Raw genomic sequence first — 23,051 nt, 5'->3', positions numbered from 1 at the left:
TATGAGGGATGAAGAACTTCAGGATGTTTTAAGAGGTTACGGCATTGAGGAATCCGAGACTACCTTTATACGACATAACGAGAATAGAACCTACAAAGTGGATGAGGTGAACGGCAGCTCCTATTTGCTGCGCATTCATCAACCGGTCAAAGACAGCATGGCCGGCTTACAGCATACCTATGAGGGTCTGCAAGCAGAGCTGAACATGCTGGAAGGCCTGTCAAGCTGGAGCAATCTTCATGTTCAGAAGCCACTCCGTAATCGGGATGGCGAACTGATTACGATCATACAGCACGAAGGGAAGACGTGGAACAGTTCCGTACTTACCTGGCTGGAAGGCAGGGATCTGCAAAAGGATGACGTGAAGGACCCGGCAGTGGTTGAGCGGCTGGGGGCTCATATTGCGGAGCTGCACCGTTTCTACAGCCAGCATCAGCAGGAAGGCTTGGATAAGCGTCCCAGTCAAGGAACCGCCTATCATGAATACATGATTGAGGTCATCAAGCGGGGTTTAGAGAAGGGATTGTTTACATCTTCCGATGTTTCCATCATAGAGACAACGCTAAGATGGGTTAACACGAGGCTTGAAGACAGAGGGAGTGAGGGTGCCTGGGGGCTCATTCACGGTGACCTGAGTTTAGGAAACATCATTATGACGCCGGAAGGTGAATTTAGTTTTATTGATTTTGGTTTTTTCGGACCGGGGTATTATTATACGGACGTAGCTATGGGGGCTATGATGATTCCTTCGGAACATCGTGATCTATTCCTTAGAGGATATTATGGCGACAATATAACCGGTCAGAATGAGCTCGTGCTGCTCGAAGGGTTCATGCTCGTGGCCATTATCGGATATTATGTCTTCCAGATGGAGAACGAATCCGTGCATGCCTGGATGCGTGAGCGGATGCCAAAATTGTGCGCGGATTACTGCATTCCTTATTTATCAGGAGAACGCATATTTTATATTGTATAGTCCGTGTACGGGGAGGCATATCTTGCTGGTTCACATGGGAAGCAGACGCTGTTTTTAACATTGCTTACATCGCGGTGTTTTGTTTTTTGAACGTTATTATCGTAAAAACTATATGAACCATCTTATTGTGAACCATCCTAGCGGGTGGTTTTTCTCTTTCTTCTATATGAAAAACCTAAGTGAATCTTATTTAATACATATTATCCATATAGTTGATCCTATGTTAGCATAATCGTAAACCAGTTTAGGAGAGAGGGGATCGATGGATATGAAGTCATCTTATTGGTTGACAAACGCCCGGCTGGAGAGCGGCTATAATATTCAAGATGGTGTCATTACAGGCACCAGGACGGAAAGTTGTCATCTGTTTATAGAGGATGGAAAAATCGCGAAGGTGGTTTCTTGCGACACAAACATCCCGGACCAAGCCGTTCAACAGGATGTGAAAGGGCTGCTGCTGCTTCCGTCTTTTGTTGAAAAGCATTGTCATCTGGATAAAACGCTGCTAGGTGACCGTTGGCGTTCCGTAACGCCGGTCTCCAGTATATTTGAACGCTTGGATATGGAGAAGAAAACACTGCCTTCGCTTGATACTCGTATCCAGGACCGCGCGGAAAAACTGCTCAACCTCTATGTAGACTCCGGAGTAACACATGTACGTACACATGTGGATATATATCCGGAGGCTGGATTAGACCATTTGGAAGCTGTTCAGCAAGCCTTGCACAGCTTTGAGGGCAAGCTGTCACACGAAATCGTTGCCTTTCCGCAGCATGGTTTATTGCGGTCACAGGCAAAGGAATGGGTGCGGGAAGCTCTTCGCAGAGGAGCCGGCTTGGTCGGAGGCGTTGATCCGGCTACGGTTGATGGCGATATCGAGGCCTCCCTGCAGCAAATGGTGGAGCTCGCAGTCGAAGGTAACGCAGGAATCGATTTGCATTTGCATGATGCCGACCACCAGGGGATATACACCTTGAAGAGACTGGCGCAGCTAACCCAGGAAGCAGGGCTGCAGGGGAAGGTTGCGATTAGTCATGCATTTGGTCTGGGCGATATATCACCGTCCGAAGCAGAGGAGATGGGGGATTTATTAGCCGATGCAGGAATTGCTATTATAACCAGCGTGCCGATTGGCCGAACGTTCCCTCCCGTTGGTCTGCTGCACAAGCGTGGAGTAGAGGTGGCAGTTGGATGCGATAACATTTTTGATGTATGGTCGCCCTTTGGCAATGGGGATGTGTTGGAACGTGCAGGTCGTTTAGCGGAAATATCCAGATGGGTGGATGAACGCTCACTGGCGCACACACTCCGCTATATAACCGGTGGCATAACACCGCTTAATGACAAGGGGGAGCAGGTATGGCCGCGAGTCGGAGACGAAGCAAGCATCGTGTTCGTTGAAGCCTCATGCTCCGCCGAAGCCATTGCAAGAAGATCCAGGCGAGTCGTTACGATGTTCAAAGGGGATATCGTTTCGGGTTCATTTTAATTCATCCCTGTAAGGGGTGATGCAGTGGGAATCACGAAATCAGGCGACGATCCTCTGCCAAAGCGAGGTAAATAGATGTCCATCCGAATTAAATTGTTATTATCCTATACCGGCATGCTTGTCCTCAGCTTGTTGGTATTTGTGTTGATTGCCGGATTGTTTACCATCGCAGCAACCGGCGACATTCGCGACATTCGGGATTTTTATAAAGTGCATTATCAGGTCAACCCGCTAACAGAGCAAGAGGAGTCCATCTTTCTTGAATTGAAATACCTGGCTAAGAATGAACCGGACGAGCTCCAAAACCAAGAGCTGCTGAAGGAATATGATTTCAAGCTGAGAACGGTGAGAGCCGGGCTCTATGTCCGCCGGGAAAAAGATCAGGTGTTTGAATCCCATACATTCAATCAGCCCGAGCTGGAACGGAGTCTGCCTCATTATGACTTGAACAACAATCAGATCCGCCATACGTTTAACATTGGCGAACGATTCTATGCTTATGCCAAGTATGATTTCCGTTATTCGGATGGTGCGAAAGGAAGTGTCTTTGTCATACGGGAGCGTAGTCCCTTTGGTGAAGTGACACGCAAGCTGCTGCCTGTCCTCGTTCTGATTCTGATCGGCATCATTGTGATAACGAATGTACTGTTATACCGCTGGATTACCCGCAGCGTTGTCAAACCGCTTGATTTGCTCCGGAATTCGGCTGAGCACATCAAGGAGGGAAATCTCCAATTCTCGCTTGATTTGCAGACGAAAGACGAAATCGGACAATTGAACGAGGCCTTTGAGGATATGCGAAAGCGGCTGCAGGCCTCGATTCAGCTCCGGCTTCAGGATGAAGAGAACCGGAAGGAGCTGATCTCCAATATATCGCATGATTTGCGTACACCTATTACAAGTATCAAAGGATACATCGAAGGGATTCGCGACGGAGTTGCCGATACACCGGAGAAGATGGATAAGTACGTGAACATCATTTATGCCAAAGCGGTTGATCTCGATAAACTTGTGGGTGAGTTGTTCCTGTACTCCAAGCTTGATTCGAAGCAAGTGCCATTCATGTTCGAGCCTGTAGATATCATCGGCTTTCTAGACGACTGCATTGATGAACTTCAGTTCATTCTGGATGAAAAGGGGATTCAACTGGAGTGGATGGAGCGTACGGCGGATCGAGTTGAGGTCATAGCCGATCTGGAAAAATTGAAGCGAACAGTGCTCAATATTATTGGAAATGCCCAAAATTTTATGGATAAGCAACCCAAAACCATTCGTGTCTCGACCCGAATATCTCCCGAATGGGTGACGGTTGAAATCCAAGATAATGGGATGGGCATCCCGCGCGACGCGATCCCGCATATATTCGAACGGTTCTACCGCGTTGAACCATCTCGCAATTCTTCTACGGGTGGCAGCGGGCTTGGGCTGGCTATTGCAAGCCAGATTATAGAAGGGCATGGGGGTACCATCTGGGCGGAAAGCGAGCTGGGAGTCGGTACAAGCCTGTTCTTTACACTCAAAAGGGCGATCAATTAAGGAGGATCCATGACCACACGCATACTCATCATTGAAGATGAGACTACAATTGCTCAGCTGGAGCGGGATTATTTTGAACTGAATGGATTTTTCGCAGATTTATGCCATACGGGCAATGAGGGATTACATCTGGCACTTAACGAGGACTACAGTCTCATCGTTGTCGACCTGCAGCTCCCCGGGATGAACGGCTTTGAATTATGTCGCCAGATCAGGAAGAACAAGGAGGTCCCGATTCTAATCGTTTCGGCCAAGAATGAAGAGATTGATAAAATCCGAGCCTTTAATCTCGGCGCCGACGATTATATTACCAAGCCGTTCAGCCCAAGCGAATTAGTTGCAAGAGCCAAGGCACATCTGATGAGATACAAGAGACTGATGGGCAAACAAGAGACGGTTCAAAATGCAGAGATTCATATACGCGGCCTGGTCATTGATAAATCCGCTCGAAGAGTGTACGTGCGCAATCAGGAAGTTGTGTTTACGACCCGAGAGTTTAACCTGCTCGAATTTTTGGCAAGCCACCCTAACCGCGTATTCAGCAAAAATGAACTGTTTGAACGAATTTGGGGTATGGATTCCAATGGAGATATAGCAACCGTAACGGTGCATGTCCGCAAGCTGCGCGAAAAATTGGAGCTGGATTCTTCCAATCCACAGTATATTGAGACGGTTTGGGGAGCAGGCTATCGCTTTTCTATCTGATGGAGTTTATAAAAAGTTAATATATTGTTTCGAATTTATTAATCCCAGCTTTCTTGGCAGTTTAAGACTCTCCTCTATGATGGAGTTATGACGATCAGCTAATGATACGCATTTCTAAGGAGGGTTAACACATGAACAAGAACAAGCATGCTAATAAATGGGCTGCCCTGATGTTGGCAGCTGCACTGGGAACGGCATCTCTACCGTTCAATGTGCTGCAAGCTAAAGCAGCAGAAGTCATGATAGCACCCGAAGATATTCAGCAAGCGATCCAGGAGTTGTCCGGGCTTCGCGTGATACAGGGTTACCAGGATGGAACGATGGGAATCACGAATCCCATTACAAGAGCCGAGTTGGCCAAAATGGTAGTCCTTACATTTGGGCTGGAGGGAGCAGCCGAGAACCAGGCAGGCTTAACGGATGTCAATCCAAATGCCTGGTATTCCGATTATGCAGCTGAGCTGGCGGCGCTGGATATCATGACAACGACGGATGGACGTTTTAATCCAAAGGGAACCGTCACTCGCGACGAGCTGGTTATTATCGTATCGCAGGCATTGAAACGCGACGTGAAATCCGTGGCTTACTGGGCGGAACGTTTACGTGAAGGCGCAGGTCATGTCACTCGGGGAGAAGCTGCATACCTGCTGAATACGGCACACCAAGCAATCCCTTCGGCAGAAGCCAAAATTACGAGTGTCCGCGCATTGAATACCATTACGTTGATGATTACCTTAGATGCTCCCTTGACAGCAGACAATGAGGTATTTGCACAGGCTAAGGAAGATTTTGTATTTAGCGATGGACTTGCGCTAACCAACATGCCGCGTCTGAAAACGGGCTCGATATCCACTTATATCGTTCCGACATCCGTACAAAATCAGGTTACCGACTATACGCTTACCTACAAAGGGCAGAAAGCAGGTACATTTGCAGGCAGCGCCACAAAGCTGGACATGACAGAGGCAAGGCAGGTCGCCAAGGATACGTTTGAACTGGAGGCGCTTAAGTCTAATGGGGTTGTAGACTATGGCTACGTTATTTCTGCATATAGCAGCGGCAGGGGAGAAAACGCATTCATACTGGATGAGAACAACCGAGCTGATGGGAAAGCTTATCAAGTCATTTCCTCCGGTCAGGGCAGAGAAGTAACCATCACTCCGGAGGGCGGACTGCCCATGGTGGCAAAATACGTTCCATTCACGCAATCGACCGATGGCAAGCAAGAACCAAAATTCCGTTTACCTGAAGGTCAGCAGCTGACCCCCGGTGTTACGTATACCGTCACCTCTGATTGGGCACAGATTGCAAGCCGGACATTCGTTGCTAAAGAATTCATCCCGCTGGAAATAGTGGGAGTCGAGGCTATCGGTGAAACTTCGGTTGCCGTTACATTATCCGAGGATCCGGGAGATGAGTTGTTCTCCGGCCGCAGCGTGGAATTGATCGACGCAGAGGGTCATAAGCAGGTGGCCGTATATAAATATTCTAGCCGCAAAGGTGCGGTAGGCGTGTTTGATCTCACGGAGGGCGATAAACTAAGAGCAGGCACGACCTATACCGTAACTCCGGTAGGAGAATGGGCAAAAGGTACTTCCACGGGCCTGACATTAAATTAATCTCATTCTATCCGGATGAATTAGGACAGATGGTGCTGTTTAACCGAAGTAAAACAAACGAAGGCAGCTCAGCGCCCGTTAAGTGAAGCAAGAAAATAATGACTCTTACAGCCAGGCTGTAAGAGTCTATTTAGCGTGCTCGTCTCGCTAGGAACATATCTCTTACTTTGCTCTACGGATAATGACATAATGCAGGCCATGAGCCAAGTCATAGAATGACTTACGTAATTGCGCATTGAAGCTGACATGTAGAGAGTCATTGGATAGATAGGAGAGACTTAAAAAGGCTTATTTTCTATTATTTAGAAGATAAATGCTTGAACTTCATATATGATGACTTTATACTACTTCTTAAAAAACAAATAAATACTATTTTTATATTATATGTAATATTAATAGCTTTGCATATCACGAATGACACCCCGGATTGCCAGGAGTTACAGACTCGTTGGCCTATGCGTTTCTACTAGCGCAATCGATTACCCTCCATAGCAAATGTTCTGCAAACTTCAGTGTCTTACCGGAACATCCTTCTTCCCTTAATCCTTATTTTCCGCAATGCTGCTATCCATTACGCAATGATAATCAAATCGATGATGAACTTGTTCTGAAAAGGAGGTGAGGCTTCATGTAAATTTCACTGGACATGCGGGTTCGCTCAGGCTAAGGCGATTCACTGTTTCATGAATCGGAATGGGTCCAACCATTCACAGATTAAAAACCGGGTAAAAGGAGTGGAAAAGTTTGATAAAGTTAAATCGGTTACGAAAGCCTCTCTCCATGGGTCTGTCGCTTCTCCTGGCAGCATCATTCATTCATCCGGTTTCAGCAGACAACACCTCCTCTCAGAAGATTGACATGAAATCCAGCTTGGCCCAGATTGCAACGGACAAGGTCAGCAACAAGCTGAGCAAGCAGTTTGAGAAAGACGATTATGTCACCTATCTGGTAAAGATGAAGGAACAAGTGGACACCGCTTCGGTCTCTAAGCAGGCTATGGAGAAGGCAACGCTGGAGAAGCAGACCCCCTCGGCAACCAAGCTCTCCGTCAGGACTTCCGTTGTAAGTTCATTGCGGGAGACGGCATCGCGAACCCAATACACACTGGAACGTTATCTGGATAAGGCACTTGATCTCGGCAAGGTCAAAGAATATAAAAGCTATTTTATTGTTAATGCGCTGGCAGTGACCAGTACCCAGGAAGTTATGGAGGAGATTGCGCTCCTGCCCGAAGTGGATAAAATTTTGCCAAATGAAGAGCGTTTCCTTCAGAAGGCTGAGGTCAACACGAAGGACGCAAGCACGGAAAAGGAATCGAGTACTCCGAAGACATCCGTACAGGAGCCAGGCGTATCGGTCATTCAGCCTGCGGTTCCCAAGGGAGCCCGTGATGAAGCCACAAACGCTCCTCAACCGCAAACGGAAAATGTGGAATGGAACATTGACTACGTCAATGCCCCGGAAGTTTGGGAGAGGGGCATTGACGGAACGGGAATCGTGGTAGCCAATCTGGATAGCGGCGTGGACTACACCCATCCTGCCCTGAATCGAAAATGGAGAGGTTATGACGCTTCGGGTAATATCGTTGATCCCGAGCTGAGCTGGTATGATCCGCACAGCGGTTCTTCCCTGCCTGCCGATGGAGATGGTCACGGTACCCATACGATGGGCACCATGGTCGGCTCTGAGGAGGATGGGAGCAACCAGATTGGTGTTGCTCCGGGAGCAACCTGGATAGCCGTACGGATATTCAATCCGGGAACGACAGATGCCATCATCCTTGACGGCGGACAATGGCTTATTGCACCCGTGGATGCGGAAGGCAATCTGCATCCAGAGCTGGCCCCTGATGTGGTTAACAATTCATGGGGCGGAGGCGCCGGATTGGACGAATGGTTCCGGCCTATGGTCCAGGCCTGGCGTGATGCACAGATCTTCCCCGAGTTCTCCGCAGGCAATGTGCGGCCGACGAACCCGGGCGGACCGGGTTCCGTTGCCAACCCTGCCAACTATCCGGAGAGTTTCGCCACCGGGGCAACCGATATTAACGGCAACCTAGCCTCTTTTTCCTTACGTGGTCCTTCGCCCTATGATGAGATCAAACCGGAGGTTTCAGCACCGGGGGTAAATATCCGATCCTCTGTGCCAGGTGGTGCTTATGAAGGAGGGTGGGACGGCACCTCAATGGCAGGGCCGCATACAACCGCGCTGGCAGCTCTGCTGCTTCAGGCTAATCACTCTCTAAACGTCGATCAGCTGGAGCAGATTATCATGGAGACGGCCACGCCTCGAACGGACAGTCAGTATCCGACTTCACCCAACAATGGGTATGGTCACGGAATCATTAATGCATTGGATGCTGTAGGTTCGGTGGTAGAAGGCATCGGCACCGTATCGGGCAGGGTTGTAACCGCAGGCGATGATCTGGAAGAGCCGGTGCTTGAGCATACACAAGTGAGCTCGGCTTTTACGGGGATTGACGTTCCGCTTACTGCGCGCGTAACCGATAATGTGGGCGTCACCGCTGTAGAGGCCTTTGCAAGAACAGCGGGCACAAGCCAGTACGTCTATCTGCCGATGAATCGCATAGCCGGGGATAGCAAGGATGGAACGTACACGGCGGTCATTCCCGCTTTTCTGATCGAATCGCAAGGGCTGGAATACTATATTCGGGTCAATGATTACGGCAATAACGGATTTGAGAGCAGCGTCTATAAAGTTGAGGTCTCGGACGGTGTGCAGCCTGGATATATCCAGGATTTTGAAGAGAATAATTTGGGCTTTACCGCAGGCGGGACAGGAAGCGCCTGGGCTTGGGGATCACCAACAAGCGGTCCAGGAGGTGCATATTCCGGGGACAAGCTGATCGCGACTAACCTCGAGGGCACGTACGGTGCGAACAGCAACGCCTATTTGCTTGCACCTCCAATCGACCTGACAGACAGTCCGGAGGGTGGCCTGTTAACCTTCAAGCATTGGTATGACCTGGAGCGAAATATTGATTGGGGCAAAGTATACATTGCCGCCGAGGAGAATGATTTTGCTTTTCAGGAGGTACTGAGCTTTACGGGGACCAGTGGAGGCTGGGTAACACAATATGTGGATTTACGGGCCTACGCCGGACAGCAGGTGTTCGTCCAGTTCAATCTGACGAGTGATGCTTCGGTTCAGAAGGCAGGGTGGTACATCGACGATTTTGAAATTCAGGCACCGGATGACATTGCTCCGGGAGCGCCAAGCGGGCTGGCCGTTTCAGCCGATATATTGGGCAATGCAACCTTAAACTGGACCGGTCCGGATGCTGAGGATCTGAAGTCTTACACCGTATATCGATCCACCGCTTCGGGCACAGGCTATGAAGCGATTGGAAATACGGCGGCAACAACGTACACGGATACAACAACTGTCACCGGTTCTACTTATTATTATACCGTGGCGGCTGTCGATTACAGCGGCAATGAAAGCGAGAAGTCGAGCGAGGTGTCCATTGACATCGTGGTGCCGGAGGACATCTATACCGATCATTTTGATGGCAGCAGCGACAACGGTTGGACGCATTCCGGCGTCAAAGATGAGTGGGAACGCGGTGTTCCGGTTTCGGGACCTGGCCATGCATTCTCTGTACCCAATGCGTGGGCGACCGATCTGGACAATACCTATGAAAGTGGTTCGAATTATTTCCTGGTATCCCCGGTTGTGGATTTGACCCAGGTTACCGAAGCAACATTGACCTTTAATCATTGGTATGAAATTGAGGGAGGATACGATTACGGTTATGTTGAGGCCTCTTCCGATGGAGGAAACACATGGTCCGAGCTCGGGAAGTTCTCTCACAATACCAACGGCAAGCAATGGACACCGGTATTTTATGATCTTGATGCATGGAAAGGAAACGAGGTCCAATTCCGATTCAGGCTGACCTCGGATAACAGTGTGGTGAAAACGGGCTGGTACATCGACGACTTCCGGATTCTTGGCGTTGCTCCTGGAGCGGTCACCAAGGATACTGTGGAAGTACTGCATAGTGACAAGCCGAAACCGGCCTATGATAATCCTTGGTACAAAATTAGCAGAACCGACAAGTATGAATTCAATCAAAGCAAGCAGCCGCAGCCGGAAGCTGGGAAACCGGGAACCGGAGAGGTGACACCGCAAAGCCTGCCTGCAAGCGCAACGGTTACGGTGCTTGAGACCGGGCGTTCGGTGAAGACTGATCCGGCAACTGGCAAATACAGTTTCTCTCATGTTGCAGGTGATTACACGCTGAAGGCCGAGGCCTACGGATACTATCCGAGAACCGAAGTCGTTACGATTACTGATGGCGGATCGGCAAAAGCCAATTTCAATCTGGAAGCCATCCCGCATGGACAGATTGAAGGTGTTGTAACCGACGAACGTACAGGAGAACCGGTCAGTGGGGCTAGCATAGCAGTTCTGGAAGATCCACGGGTCGGTGATGTGCGCACAGGGGAAGACGGCAGGTTCACCCTGGATGTCCTGGAAGGCACCTATACGTTATCGATTCTGGCTGCGGATTATTATGGTGAAACGGTTGAAATTACGGTTCCTGGCAACGGAACAGCTGAGGCCAATGTGACCCTTAAACCGTTTATCGGATTCCCTGGCGAAATTGCGTATGACGATGGCATACCTGAAAATGCCAGAGCCTTCGTAGCTGCGGGCAATGCCTGGGCGGTACGGATGACGCCGGAACACGAGGCCGCGCAGCTTACGGGCGCATCGCTCCGCTTCTGGAACACCGAATGGCCGCAACCAGGCGGCACCGCGTTCCAATATGCAGTGTATGACGTTTCGGGCGAGAATGGAGCGCCGGGTCGTTTGCTGGCAGGTCCTTTTGACGGAACCGCACTGCGCAACGATCAATGGACCACAGTTGAATTCCCAGAGCCCGTTGTTGTGCAAGGCGATTTCTACATCGTGTACGTTCAGACGGAGGCAGGAAACAATGCCCCTGGGCTTGCAACCGATGAATCGGGCGAAAATGCCTTAAGAAGCTGGCAGCGTGTAAGTGGTGCCTGGAGTCAGGCTCCCGCAGAAGAGGGCAATTACATGATCCGCGCAGTGGTGCGTTATCCAGTTAATGCACCCATCATTACGTCACCTGTCAATCATGCGTACACGAATGAACAAACGGTGACCCTAACAGGCACTTCTCCGGCATCGGGTGCAGAGATCCGGATCTACAACGGCGAGGAAGCGGCAGGGACCACCGTTGTTGAGAATGGGCAGTTTACGCTGAATGTGGAGCTGACACCGGGAACCAACTCGCTCACTGCCGAGGCTGTGGTCAACGGAAAGGCTACAGATCGCTCACTGCCGGTAGTTGTAACGCTGGATCAGACTGCCCCGGAATTAACGATTGTGACTCCTGAGGAAGGTAGCCACACCAATACGGAGGTGGTCCATGTTACCGGCAGCGCCCTTGATGAATTCATTGACACGCTGACCGTGAACGAACAGCAGGTACAGCTCGGTGAGGACGGAAGTTTTACGCATCGCGTACTGGTCAACGAAGGCGAGAACACGATAGCCGTAAAAGCCAAAGACCTTGCAGGCAATGAGTCGACGGTAACTCGTACCGTCTACGTAGATACCGCATTGCCGGAAATAAGCAATATCTCACCAGCAGAGGATGTTCGAATTACAGCGGGAGAGACTGTAACGGTCTCCTTCGACAGTGTTCCGAATCTTCAAGCCTCTTTCCGAATTGAGCTTCCTTTGGATCTGAGTGCGCAGGGACGAGGCGAAATTCCATTGACCGAGACGGAATCCGGTCACTACTCGGGAACCTACACAACACCGTCCAGCCTGGTGCTGGATGGTGGAATCATAGTGATCCGGGTGCGGGATGCGGCTGGCAATACATCCGAGACTGAAGCTGGCGGAAGGCTGTATGTATCTTCCGGCCAAGGAGAGAATCCTGAACCGCCGACTAATCAGGACCCCGTGGCCGTGATTCAGGCTCCGTCTAATGCAAAGAAGAAGAAAAATGTTGAATTCGATGCTCGCTCCTCCGTGGATGAAGACGGCGAAATTGTGAGTTATGTTTGGGATTTCGGGGATGGATCAACCGCTTCGAAGGCCAAAGTCAAGCATAAATTCAACAATGCAGGAACGTATACGGTACGTTTGACCGTTACGGATAATGAAGGAGGCGTGAACAGTGCTGTTCACACCATCATCATTCAGTAAATGTAACCAAATCGCTGATGGTATCGTGATATGTGAAAGGTAGAATGGATAATCGAACAGCCCCGGGTCCTGTTGATTCAACAGAGCCTGGGGCTTTGTTTGTCTTGTTTATTTTTGTGAGTGGTCGTCTAATTGTTGCAAAAATGGGTATTTAATTGATAGATGGTTGACAACCTGTATATACATGTTATTATTTCTTCATAGACAACCTGTATATACAAGATGATGAGGAGGACGCCGTTTTATGCATACCATAGGGAACCCGCTCCAGGATTGGTGGAGAACTTCCACCGTTTATCAGGTATATCCGAAGAGCTTTAATGATACAACTGGCCGTGGTACAGGCGATATCCGCGGACTTATGGAGAAGCTTGATTATATAAAGGGGCTTGGTATCAATATCGTGTGGCTCCAGCCGGTCTACGTTTCTCCGCAAAATGATAACGGTTACGATGTTGCAGAATATTGCAGTGTTGATCCCGCTTTCGGTACCATGGAAGATTTCGACGAACTTGTAGCAGAATTGAAAAAGAGAAATATGCACTTGATGATCGATATCGTTGTGAATCACTCATCCACCGAGCATCCATGGTTTAAAGAGGCAAGAACATCCAGGGATAATCGCTATCGCGATTATTACATCTGGCGAGATCCCGGAACCGATGGAGGTCCGCCCAATAACTGGAAGTCCAAGTTTGGGGGACCTGCCTGGCAGTATGACGAAGGCACAGGGCAATATTACCTGACTCTTTTTGACAAGACACAGGCGGATCTGAACTGGGAGAACGAGAAGGTCAGAGAGGAAGTCGTTGATATTCTCAGGTTCTGGGCGGACAAGGGCGTAAGCGGATTTCGGATGGATGTCATTAATCTGATATCGAAAGACCCAGATTTCCCGGATGATGACGGCTCCGTGTCTCCCGGAGACGGCCGCAAATTTTATACCGACGGACCGCGGGTGCATGAGTATATCAAGGAACTGAATGAAAAAGTGTTCAAACCGTATAATCTGGTTACGGTCGGGGAAATGTCCTCTACAACCCTTGAACATTGCATCCGTTATTCGAATCCGAAGGAGAACGAATTCTCGATGACCTTCAACTTCCACCATCTGAAGGTGGATTATCCGAACGGGCAAAAATGGGAGCTCAAGCCTTATGATTTTGAGGAGCTGAAAAAGGTGCTATCCGATTGGCAAACCGGCATGCAGCAAGGCGGAGGCTGGAACGCTCTGTTCTGGAACAACCATGATCAGCCGCGCGCGCTTACAAGGTTCACGGATGATGAGGAATACCGGACAGAAAGTGCGAAGATGCTTGCTACTACGCTTCATGGGCTTCAAGGCACTCCTTATGTTTATCAAGGGGAAGAAATCGGGATGCCGGATCCCAAATGGAATGATATGTCTGAATTTCGGGATATCGAATCATTGAATATGTACGAGATTCTTCAGCAGCAGGGCAAAACGCCGGAAGAAGCTGCCCATATCGTGACCGTACGGTCCCGGGATAATTCCAGACTGCCTATACCGTGGAATGACGGTCATCAGGCCGGTTTTACGACAGGCACGCCATGGATCAAGATCGATGAGCGGTATCCCCTGATCAATGCACAAGCTCAAGTGGAGGATCCGCATTCGATATATCACCATTATCGCCAGCTCATTGAGCTGCGCAAGAACCTTCCTGTTCTAACCGACGGGGAATACGTTCGGCTGGATCAAGGACATCCCGAGGTCTATGCCTATGCCAGAAGAACGCAAGAGCAGACGCTCATAGTAATTTCCAACTTTAGCAGCCGCAGCGTTTCGTACGAACTGCCACCGAATATGTGGGGGAAACCGGACATGGCTTCCGCGCAGCTGCTTATCCGCAATACGACGGAACAACCGGAGCTTGCCAAGGTCGTGAAACTTCAACCATATGCCTCTTATATGTGGCTTATTGAAACCAACTAAATTAATATAGTCAGGAGCGTACAGCTATGGCCATTGATCGCAAAAATGTGGAGCGAATTGTCGAAGCAATCGGTGGAAAAGACAATATTGAAGCCGCCACGCATTGCGTTACACGATTACGATTTGCCCTTGCGGACGACAGTAAGGTTGATACCAAAGCTCTGGATGAGAACGATCTGGTGAAGGGGCAGTTCTCCTCTCAGGGTCAATTTCAAGTTGTTATCGGACCAGGTCTGGTGGACCAGGTCTACAATGAAATGATGGATATAACCGGTGGAACAAGAGCATCCAAGGATGATGTGAAGACCCTTGCCAGCAAGAAACAAAATCCGATTCAGCGGGCCATTAAGACGCTAGCGGATATTTTCATTCCGATTTTGCCGGCGATTGTCATGGCAGGTTTGCTGCTCGGCATTAATAATCTGCTTACGGGTCCAGGTATCTTCTACGAAGGACAATCCCTGATTCAGGTGCATCCCGAATGGGCGGATGTGGCATCTATTATCAATCTTATCGCAAGTACGGCATTTACTTTTCTTCCCGTCCTGATCGGCTGGTCGGCGGTACGGCAGTTTGGGGGCAACCCGCTGCTTGGGATCGTATTGGGATTGATTCTGGTTAATCCGGATCTTCTGAGTGCCTATCAGTATGCGGACGCCAAACTGGAGGGCACGGTTCCGGTATGGAATTTATTCGGTTTTGACGTTGAGAAGATCGGATATCAGGGTCAGGTGCTGCCTGTTCTGGTCTCCGCTTATATATTAGCCAAGATCGAGAAGTTTCTGGACAAGCGTGTTCATGATTCCATCAAGCTGCTTATTGTGGCGCCCGTTGCCTTGCTGGTCACCGGCTTCCTCGCATTTATCCTGGTGGGACCTATCACCTTTGCCATTGGCAACGTCCTCACTTCAGGACTGGTTAGCATTTTCGATTCGTTTGCCGCTCTTGGCGGCCTGATATACGGCGGATTGTATGCGCTGCTGGTTATCACGGGAATGCATCATACGTTCCTTGCGGTAGATTTCCAGCTTATCGGCAGTAACGGAGGAACGTTCTTGTGGCCGATGCTGGCCTTGTCCAACATTGCACAGGGTGCGGCCGCGCTTGCCATGATGTTCATTCTGAAGGAACAGAAGGCCAAAGGGCTTGCTGTTACGTCATCGATCTCCGCCTTTCTGGGCGTAACCGAGCCAGCTATCTTCGGGGTAAACATTCGTCATAAATATCCTTTTATATTCGGTATGGTCGGATCCGGAATTGCCGGCGTGCTGCTGGCAGTCAACAACGTTCTGGCTTCTTCGATCGGAGTCGGCGGTATTCCGGGCTTCCTGTCCATATTCCCTAACCAGTGGGGCGTGTTCTTCCTGGGGATGGCGATTGTACTGGTTGTTCCGTTCACGGGAACCTTGTTGTTCGGACGTTACCAGATGTCGAGGCCAATCAGAAACCAAGGGAAGGAAATTCCCCAAGATAACGTTGAAAATGAACGGACGGGCAGTGCGACTGCAGCCCCAACTCGTTCTTCCGTACCCCCTGTTTCTGAGGCAAGTACTTCAGCCGATGCTTCCAAGAAGCTAATGGTGGATATCGCTGCGCCGATGAACGGTAAAGTCGTACCTTTGGCTGAAGTTCCGGACCCTGCGTTCGCTGAAAAACAAATGGGGCAAGGTATTGCCATCATTCCGTCGGAAGGGAAAGTCTACGCACCGTTTGACGGTCAGGTCGCTCATCTGATCAAGAAGAGCAAACATGCGATTATTTTGACCGATACTAACGGGGTCCAGATCCTGATCCATGTGGGAATCAACACCGTCTCCTTAAAAGGGGAGGGATTCATCGCCCATGTAGAGACGGGGGATGCCATAACCAAGGGACAATTGCTGCTTGAATTCGATATCCATCGTATTGAACAAGCCGGCTTGCCTGTCATCACGCCGATCATCGTACCGGATGGACAGGAACTCATTCAGGAGGTTGTGGAGTATGAAGGAGAGGCCGTTCAAGGTCAGACCCGCGTGCTTCAAGCCGTTTTGCATTCTGAAATCTGACGGTACCAGTGGAGCATGTAATCATCGCTGGATCATGGTACAATAGCTGATGGTGATAAGGGATGACAAACAATATTTATTGGACGCTTTACAAAGATTATGCCGAACAAATCGATACGGGAATTCTCCAGGCCGGCAGTAAACTGCCATCGGAGAACGAGCTTGCCGCCACCTATCAGATTACAAGGGAAACGGTTCGCAAAGGACTTAATTTGCTCGCGCAAAATGGGTATATCCACAAGGTTAAAGGCAAAGGCTCCTTTGTTCTGGATACAGGCAGATTGAACTTTCCGGTATCGGGTCTGGTCAGTTATAAAGAGATGGCTGAACGGTTAGGCAGAAGAAGCCGAACCTTTGTGTATGAAACGAAATGCGTCTCTGCAGGGGAGAGCATAGCGAAGGAGCTTCAAATCCGTCCGGACCAGCTCGTGTGGAAGGTGATTCGCGCCAGGGAGATCGAAGGGGAACGCATCATCCTGGATATTGATTGTTTGCTTGCCGACATCGTCACGGGTTTGACGAAGGAAATTACCGGCGATTCTATTTTTCAATATCTTGAGCAAGAATTGCATTTGAAAATCAGTTATGCCAAAAAAATAATTTCTGTTGAACGTGCTACAACCATGGACCACGATTACATGGATCTTGGAAACGATACACATGTCGTCGTAGTTCGGGGTTACGTTCATCTGGAGGATACAACACTCTTTCAATATACGGAATCGAGACACCGGTTAGATAAATTCCAGTTTGTCGATTTTGCCAGAAGAGAATCCAATGTGGAGCATTGGAACAAATAAAAGATAGAAGTGTCAAGCAGCCGCGATGAGATCGCGGCTTTTGCTGTTGTAGCAGCGGAAGGAGGGAAAATCATCTCCCTTGTTGAAGGTATGATAGTGACAACGATTCGGAATATCAAAGTAAAGGAGCCGATCATATATGGACTTAGGACTCAAAGACAAAGTTGTATTGATTACCGGAGGGAGCCGGGGCATTGGCCTTGAAACGGCAGTCACGTTTGCTCTTGAAGGCGCAAAGGTGGCTATTTGTGCAAGGGATGAAGAGCAATTAGCTGCTGCGGCTGAACATATTCGAGATTCAAGCGGATCTCGGGTGCTGACGATAACGGCGGACGTGACTCAATCCGAGGAATGCTTGACGGCGGTAAGGGATACCGTTCAACATTTCGGTCGACTCGATATCCTGGTGAACAACGCGGGAACCGCGGCAGCGAAGCCATTCGAGCTGATTGAAGACGAACAATGGGCATCCGATCTGGATCTCAAGCTGTTCGGCGCCATTCGCTTTTCGCGTGCTGCGATTCCGCATATTCGTAAGTCTGGCGGCGGGGCGATTATCAATGTCACAACGTCCTGGGCCAAGACGCCGCCGGCTTCGTCCATGCCGAGCAGTGTCAGCCGTGCAGCCGGACAGGCCATGACCAAGGCCATGAGTCATGATCTGGCATCCGATCAAATCAGAGTAAACACGGTATGCATAGGAACGATCCGCAGTGCACAGCTGGAGGAGCGGTGGAAGCGGGAGGAGCCAGGGCTCTCATGGGAGCAATATGCTCGGGACCCGCGCCACAAGATTCCGCTGGGACGCATTGGAGATACGGATGAAGCCGCAAAAGTCATCGTTTTTTTGGCATCCGACGCGGCCTCCTATGTAACCGGAACTTCCATCAATATCGACGGCGGTTCAGCCCCGTCTTTGTAAGGCGCCAGAATAGGATTTCAGGAGGATCTCGGGGTGTACCAAATACTGGCCGGGAATATTCAACAATCGGATGAAACACGGGTTCGAAAGCGTTCAGAGCTATTGGAATGTTGAGAATATGGAGCAGCTTCGCCTCTTGGCGGCCGCAGGATTTATGGAAGAGAGTAAGGAGCGCAACAAGAAGTTTGGAGACATGGCACCAATCATCACGATTGCAGCTGAAGCCGGAAGTCCATTGGCCCAGAATGTGTGTGATGAAGCCATGAAGCAAATCATGGTAGGCGTCGAGATTCTGGGATCGTTCTTTCAATCGGATCACGTATCGGTTACGGGAATTGGCAGTGTCGTGAACAGTCCCTATATGAAACTAAAGTTTAATGAGAGCCTGCGATTTGGGAAAAATAAACAGTATGTTTACAAGGCTCCTGAATTGTCGGCCGCATCCGGAGCTGTGATAAAGGCACTTCAGCATGTGAGTGTACCTGTTGATGCCCGTATGATTGAGTTCATGCGAAGACACCCTCACACAGCGTGGTAGAGTCCGATGAAACCTGTTGCGAAATCACTTTTAAAGCATTTGATCTTGGATCAGATGCTTTTTTTTGTTTGCTAAATGGAGAGCAGTTGCCGAATTATATTGAATTCATGATATGAAATATTAATTTAATGAATTCTATAGCATGATATTTCCATTGGCTGAATTCTGGCTGTCAGGCTAGTAGCCCATTCTAGTTTTTTGTAAAATCTTTCATGAACATAACATAGAAAATATAGTAAATATTTCTTGTCTAACCTAAAAAAATGATGTAAAGTAACATATCAAATAAACTATATTTGGTTTGATGTTAGAGTTTTTGACATATTAATTGACCTGAGTTCAATTTTATGCTGATTTTCGTCGAAAGGTCACGGGCTATGGAAGGATGAGTCGAAAAAGGCTGCAAAATCTATCTTATCTACAGAAAAGAGGCTGTAATATGAGTCAACCTATTTTGCAGATTCAGGATTTGCACACGCACTTTTTTACGGACCGAGGTGAAATACCCGCCGTGGATGGTGTGAGCCTATATGTTAGGCCGGGAGAAGTGCTTGGAGTTGTTGGCGAATCAGGCTGCGGCAAGAGTGTCACAGCGCTTTCGGTATTAAAGCTGATTCCGCAGCCTCCAGGTAGAATCACTGGCGGTTCGATTTTGTTTAAAGGGAAGGATATCGTCCCGCTCAAAGAACGTGAGATGCGTACTATTCGCGGCAATGCCGTTTCTATGATTTTTCAGGAGCCGATGACGTCGCTTAATCCGCTCTTTACGGTCGGCCAGCAAATTGGCGAGACCATTCGCCTCCATCGGGGGCTAAGCAGGAAACACGCTCGAGAGCATACGGTTGAGATGCTGAAAAAGGTTGGCATTGCAAGGGCAGTGGAGATCATCGATGAATACCCCCATCGACTATCCGGCGGGATGCGACAGCGGGTCATGATTGCGATGGCGATTTCGTGCAATCCTGAACTGCTCATTGCCGATGAGCCGACTACTGCGCTGGATGTGACGATTCAGGCTCAGATTCTGGATTTGATCCGCCGCTTGAATGAGGAATATCAAACCGCGGTGATGATGATCACGCATGATCTAGGTGTTGTCGCGGAGATGTGTCATCGGGTAGCAGTAATGTATGCCGGGAAGGTGGTTGAGGAAGGGAGTGTGCGGGATATATTCAAAAAACCGCTGCATCCGTATACTCAGGGTCTTATCAAGTCGGTACCCAGGATGAATGAGCAGCATCGCCGGCTGTTCTCCATTTCCGGCAACGTGCCGGTCTTGAATACACAGATGAAGGGCTGCCGGTTTGCCGAGCGATGTCAGAACGTGATGCCGCTGTGCTTGGAGAAGCTTCCGGAGCTGAAGGAATATGAAGAGGCACATAGCTGCCGCTGCTGGTTGCACGAAACGCCGAAGGAGGAAGTCGTATGAGCGAACCGTTACTGCACGTGGAGCATCTCAAGAAATATTACCCGCTGGGAAGTCGGTGGTTCGGAAGATCGCAGCAGCAAGTCGTCAAAGCCGTTGACGATATTTCGTTTTCCGTGGAAAAAGGTGAGACGTTTGGATTGGTAGGGGAAAGCGGGTGCGGCAAATCCACTGCGGGCCGTTCTCTGCTGCGGCTGATTGAGCCGACGTCCGGCAGGGTTCGGTTTGATGGGCAGGATATCACGGATCTATCCCCGGAAGAGCTTCGGCGGAAGCGCAAAGATATGCAAATCGTGTTTCAGGACCCGTTCTCTTCTCTGGATCCGCGGCATACTGTCCAGCGGATATTGGAGGAACCGCTCATCGTGCATGGAGTAGGGAATGCAAAAGAGCGACAAAACATCATCAGCCGCTTGATCGATGTCGTCGGCTTGACGCATAGCCATCTTCAGCGGTATCCGCACCAATTCTCTGGCGGACAACGTCAGCGAATTGGCATTGCCAGGGCATTGGCGCTCCAGCCCAAGCTGATCGTTGCGGATGAACCCGTCTCGGCACTGGACGTGTCGATCCAGTCGCAGATTGTTAATTTGCTGCAGGATTTGCAGGAGGAATTTGGCCTTACCTATATCTTTATCGCGCATGACCTGAGTGTGGTCAAGCATATCTGTGACCGAATTGCCGTGATGTACCTCGGGCGGATCGTGGAGATTGCCGAGAAAAATACACTCTATTCCTCGCCGCAGCATCCATATACGAAAGCGCTTTTTTCCGCGGTGCCTCAGCCGGACCCGGATATCAAAACCGAACGAATCATTCTGCAGGGAGAGCTGCCAAGCCCTGCAAACTCGCCTGTTGGCTGCGCATTTCACACACGTTGTCCAATGGTGATGGACATTTGCCTGAACGAGCGGCCCGAGCTGAAGGAAACCGAGCCCGCCCATCTGACAGCCTGCCATTTGTATAACGGGGCGAATGCAACCGATAAAGCGATATAAGACGTACGTATCGCAACCATTTATTTATAGCTGTCGAAGCACTTTTCTTCTTTCCGGTTTATAGTCTGGACAAGTTGTCCGGCATCATATAAACAAATGAAATATTCGGTTGAATAGAAGGGAGCCAGAATATGAAAGTGAAAAGATGGAGCAGTCTCGTTATGGTATTGATGTTATGCACCGTTGTTGCCCTTGCGGGTTGCAGCGGCAGTAAGAGCAGCGGCAATAATGGTGCAGCAGGAACGGATACGGGAGAAACAACAGAACCGAATAACCCGTCACAGTCCACACAGGATACGTTGATTGTCGGACGGGGCGGGGATTCCTCATCCCTTGACCCCTCGATTGTAACAGACGGCGAATCCCTCAAAATCACGCACCAAGTGTTCGACTCTTTGCTGGAATATAAGGAAGGAACAACCGAGGTTCAAGGATCGCTCGCCGAAAGCTGGACGGTTTCCGAAGACGGGCTGAAGTATACCTTCAAACTTCGCCAAGGCGTGAAATTTCATGACGGAACCGATTTTAATGCGGATGCCGTGGTATTCAATTTCACCCGCTGGTCCGATCCAAAGAGCGAATACAAGTATGAAGGCGACTCCTTTGACTATTATGACTCAATGTTTGGTCCCGATGGAAAACGGGTCATCAAGGAAGTTAAAACAGTGGATGCCAATACCGTTGAATTTACGCTGAATCAGCCGCAAGCACCATTCCTGCAGAACCTGGCGATGACCTCCTTCGGCATTGCCAGCCCTACGGCGATTCAAGAGAAACAAGCCAGCTTCAAGAACGAGCCGGTTGGCACAGGACCTTTTGTGTTCAAAGAGTGGAAACGCAATGATTCGATTACACTGGAGAAGAACCCGAACTATTGGAGAGAAGGACTTCCGAAGCTGAATAAAGTGATCGTTCGCTCCATTCCCGACAACTCTGCACGCTTCAATGCGCTGCAAAGCGGAGAAATCGACCTGATGGAAGATTTGAGTCCGGACGACTTGGCAACACTTGAAAGCAATCCGGATCTGCAGAAGATCGAACGTCCCTCCAACAACGTTGGTTATGTTGGCTTCAACCTCAAGAAAAAGCCGTTTGACGACGTGAAAGTAAGACAAGCCCTGAGTTATGCCGTCAACAAACAAGCGATTATCGACGCCTTCTTCGCTGGACAGGCCGTACCTGCCGTCAATCCATTGCCGCCATCTCTGTGGGGGTATAACGACAGTATTCAGGATTATGAATACGATTTGGAAAAAGCGAAGCAGCTGCTGGCTGAAGCGGGTTACCCGAACGGATTGCCGGACGAATACACCTTCTACGCGATGCCGGTTCCTCGTCCTTACATGCCGGATGGTAAAAAGGTAGCGGAAGTGATTCAGGCTGATTTCGAGAAAATCGGTGTGAAGGTCAAAATCGAATCACCCGAATGGGCGACGTATCTGGATGATGCGCAAGCCGGAGAAAAAGACGACCTCTTCATGCTCGGTTGGACGGGAGACAACGGAGACCCGGACAATTTCCTGTACACACTGCTTGACAAAGATGCCATCCCATCCAATAACTACAGCTATTATGCCAGTGACAAGCTCCATGAAATTTTGATTGCTGCTCAAAAGGAAACCGAACAGACCAAACGCGAGGAGCTGTATAAAGAAGCTCAAGTCATCATTAAAGAGGATGCACCATGGGTACCGCTCGTGCATACGACACCTCTCCTTGCAGCCAAAGCAAATGTGAAGGGATACGTACCGGCTCCTACAGGAACGGAATACTATTATAACGTTTATTTTGAATAACGGGCTGTACCACAACGCCTTTGGCAGG

General features: G+C 49.5%; 14 protein-coding genes. All 14 read left to right on the top strand.

Annotation, left to right across the window (positions count from 1 at the left end):
- The first annotated feature begins 1 nt into the window (after position 1).
- The 14 genes from PGL02S_RS15675 to PGL02S_RS15610 all read left to right on the top strand — a co-directional run bounded on the left by PGL02S_RS15675 (position 2) and on the right by PGL02S_RS15610 (position 23,023).
- On the top strand, positions 2-976 hold the full coding sequence (locus PGL02S_RS15675; RefSeq protein ID WP_036642679.1) for a phosphotransferase enzyme family protein: 975 nt from the start codon (positions 2-4) through the stop codon (positions 974-976).
- Between the two features lie 268 nt (positions 977-1,244).
- The gene (locus PGL02S_RS15670) at positions 1,245-2,465 is read left to right on the top strand and encodes an amidohydrolase (protein ID WP_036642771.1); all 1,221 of its coding nucleotides are present in this window, start codon (positions 1,245-1,247) and stop codon (positions 2,463-2,465) included.
- 75 nt (positions 2,466-2,540) lie between these two features.
- The gene (locus PGL02S_RS15665; protein ID WP_036642678.1) at positions 2,541-4,001 is read left to right on the top strand and encodes a sensor histidine kinase; all 1,461 of its coding nucleotides are present in this window, start codon (positions 2,541-2,543) and stop codon (positions 3,999-4,001) included.
- 9 nt (positions 4,002-4,010) lie between these two features.
- On the top strand, positions 4,011-4,706 hold the full coding sequence (locus tag PGL02S_RS15660; protein WP_036642677.1) for a response regulator transcription factor: 696 nt from the start codon (positions 4,011-4,013) through the stop codon (positions 4,704-4,706).
- 131 nt (positions 4,707-4,837) lie between these two features.
- Complete coding sequence (locus PGL02S_RS15655) at positions 4,838-6,325, top strand: S-layer homology domain-containing protein (protein ID WP_036642675.1); 1,488 nt, start codon at positions 4,838-4,840, stop codon at positions 6,323-6,325.
- 744 nt (positions 6,326-7,069) lie between these two features.
- A complete protein-coding gene (locus tag PGL02S_RS15650; protein WP_036642674.1) occupies positions 7,070-12,538 on the top strand; it encodes a S8 family serine peptidase in 5,469 nt (1,822 codons plus the stop codon).
- 244 nt (positions 12,539-12,782) lie between these two features.
- Positions 12,783-14,495, top strand: a complete 1,713-nt coding sequence (gene treC, locus PGL02S_RS15645; protein WP_036642673.1) for an alpha,alpha-phosphotrehalase — start codon at positions 12,783-12,785, stop codon at positions 14,493-14,495.
- Positions 14,496-14,521: 26 nt separating this feature from the next.
- Entirely contained in the window at positions 14,522-16,543 is a 2,022-nt protein-coding gene (gene treP / locus PGL02S_RS15640; protein WP_036642671.1) for a PTS system trehalose-specific EIIBC component, read from the top strand.
- A gap of 62 nt (positions 16,544-16,605) precedes the next feature.
- Entirely contained in the window at positions 16,606-17,343 is a 738-nt protein-coding gene (gene treR, locus PGL02S_RS15635) for a trehalose operon repressor (RefSeq protein ID WP_036642670.1), read from the top strand.
- A 139-nt stretch (positions 17,344-17,482) separates the two neighbouring features.
- Positions 17,483-18,265 (top strand): SDR family NAD(P)-dependent oxidoreductase, encoded by a 783-nt coding sequence (locus PGL02S_RS15630; RefSeq protein ID WP_036642669.1) that lies wholly within the window; start codon positions 17,483-17,485, stop codon positions 18,263-18,265.
- Positions 18,266-18,335: 70 nt separating this feature from the next.
- Positions 18,336-18,803: a hypothetical protein gene (locus PGL02S_RS15625; RefSeq protein ID WP_051449286.1), complete on the top strand. Its 468-nt coding sequence runs from the start codon at positions 18,336-18,338 to the stop codon at positions 18,801-18,803.
- Between the two features lie 439 nt (positions 18,804-19,242).
- Positions 19,243-20,232 (top strand): ABC transporter ATP-binding protein, encoded by a 990-nt coding sequence (locus tag PGL02S_RS15620; protein WP_036642666.1) that lies wholly within the window; start codon positions 19,243-19,245, stop codon positions 20,230-20,232.
- On the top strand, positions 20,229-21,227 hold the full coding sequence (locus tag PGL02S_RS15615; protein ID WP_036642663.1) for an ABC transporter ATP-binding protein: 999 nt from the start codon (positions 20,229-20,231) through the stop codon (positions 21,225-21,227). The genes PGL02S_RS15620 and PGL02S_RS15615 overlap by 4 nt, the downstream gene beginning before the upstream one ends.
- 131 nt (positions 21,228-21,358) lie before the next feature.
- On the top strand, positions 21,359-23,023 hold the full coding sequence (locus PGL02S_RS15610; protein WP_036642661.1) for an ABC transporter substrate-binding protein: 1,665 nt from the start codon (positions 21,359-21,361) through the stop codon (positions 23,021-23,023).
- Positions 23,024-23,051: the final 28 nt, after the last annotated feature.

It is taken from the genome of Paenibacillus glucanolyticus NBRC 15330, assembly GCF_004000885.1.
Lineage (GTDB): Bacteria > Bacillota > Bacilli > Paenibacillales > Paenibacillaceae > Paenibacillus_AQ > Paenibacillus_AQ glucanolyticus.
Note: the sequence above shows the minus strand (reverse complement) of the source record. Positions and strands in the feature narration are given on the sequence as shown.

Coding starts and splice junctions, on each gene's coding strand:
- treR (WP_036642670.1), top strand. CDS start 16,606: ATGACAAACAATATTTATTGGACGCTTTACAAAGATTATGCCGAACAA.
- PGL02S_RS15655 (WP_036642675.1), top strand. CDS start 4,838: ATGAACAAGAACAAGCATGCTAATAAATGGGCTGCCCTGATGTTGGCA.
- PGL02S_RS15665 (WP_036642678.1), top strand. CDS start 2,541: ATGTCCATCCGAATTAAATTGTTATTATCCTATACCGGCATGCTTGTC.
- PGL02S_RS15625 (WP_051449286.1), top strand. CDS start 18,336: ATGAAACACGGGTTCGAAAGCGTTCAGAGCTATTGGAATGTTGAGAAT.
- treP (WP_036642671.1), top strand. CDS start 14,522: ATGGCCATTGATCGCAAAAATGTGGAGCGAATTGTCGAAGCAATCGGT.
- PGL02S_RS15615 (WP_036642663.1), top strand. CDS start 20,229: ATGAGCGAACCGTTACTGCACGTGGAGCATCTCAAGAAATATTACCCG.
- PGL02S_RS15630 (WP_036642669.1), top strand. CDS start 17,483: ATGGACTTAGGACTCAAAGACAAAGTTGTATTGATTACCGGAGGGAGC.
- PGL02S_RS15620 (WP_036642666.1), top strand. CDS start 19,243: ATGAGTCAACCTATTTTGCAGATTCAGGATTTGCACACGCACTTTTTT.
- PGL02S_RS15675 (WP_036642679.1), top strand. CDS start 2: ATGAGGGATGAAGAACTTCAGGATGTTTTAAGAGGTTACGGCATTGAG.
- treC (WP_036642673.1), top strand. CDS start 12,783: ATGCATACCATAGGGAACCCGCTCCAGGATTGGTGGAGAACTTCCACC.
- PGL02S_RS15660 (WP_036642677.1), top strand. CDS start 4,011: ATGACCACACGCATACTCATCATTGAAGATGAGACTACAATTGCTCAG.
- PGL02S_RS15670 (WP_036642771.1), top strand. CDS start 1,245: ATGAAGTCATCTTATTGGTTGACAAACGCCCGGCTGGAGAGCGGCTAT.
- PGL02S_RS15610 (WP_036642661.1), top strand. CDS start 21,359: ATGAAAGTGAAAAGATGGAGCAGTCTCGTTATGGTATTGATGTTATGC.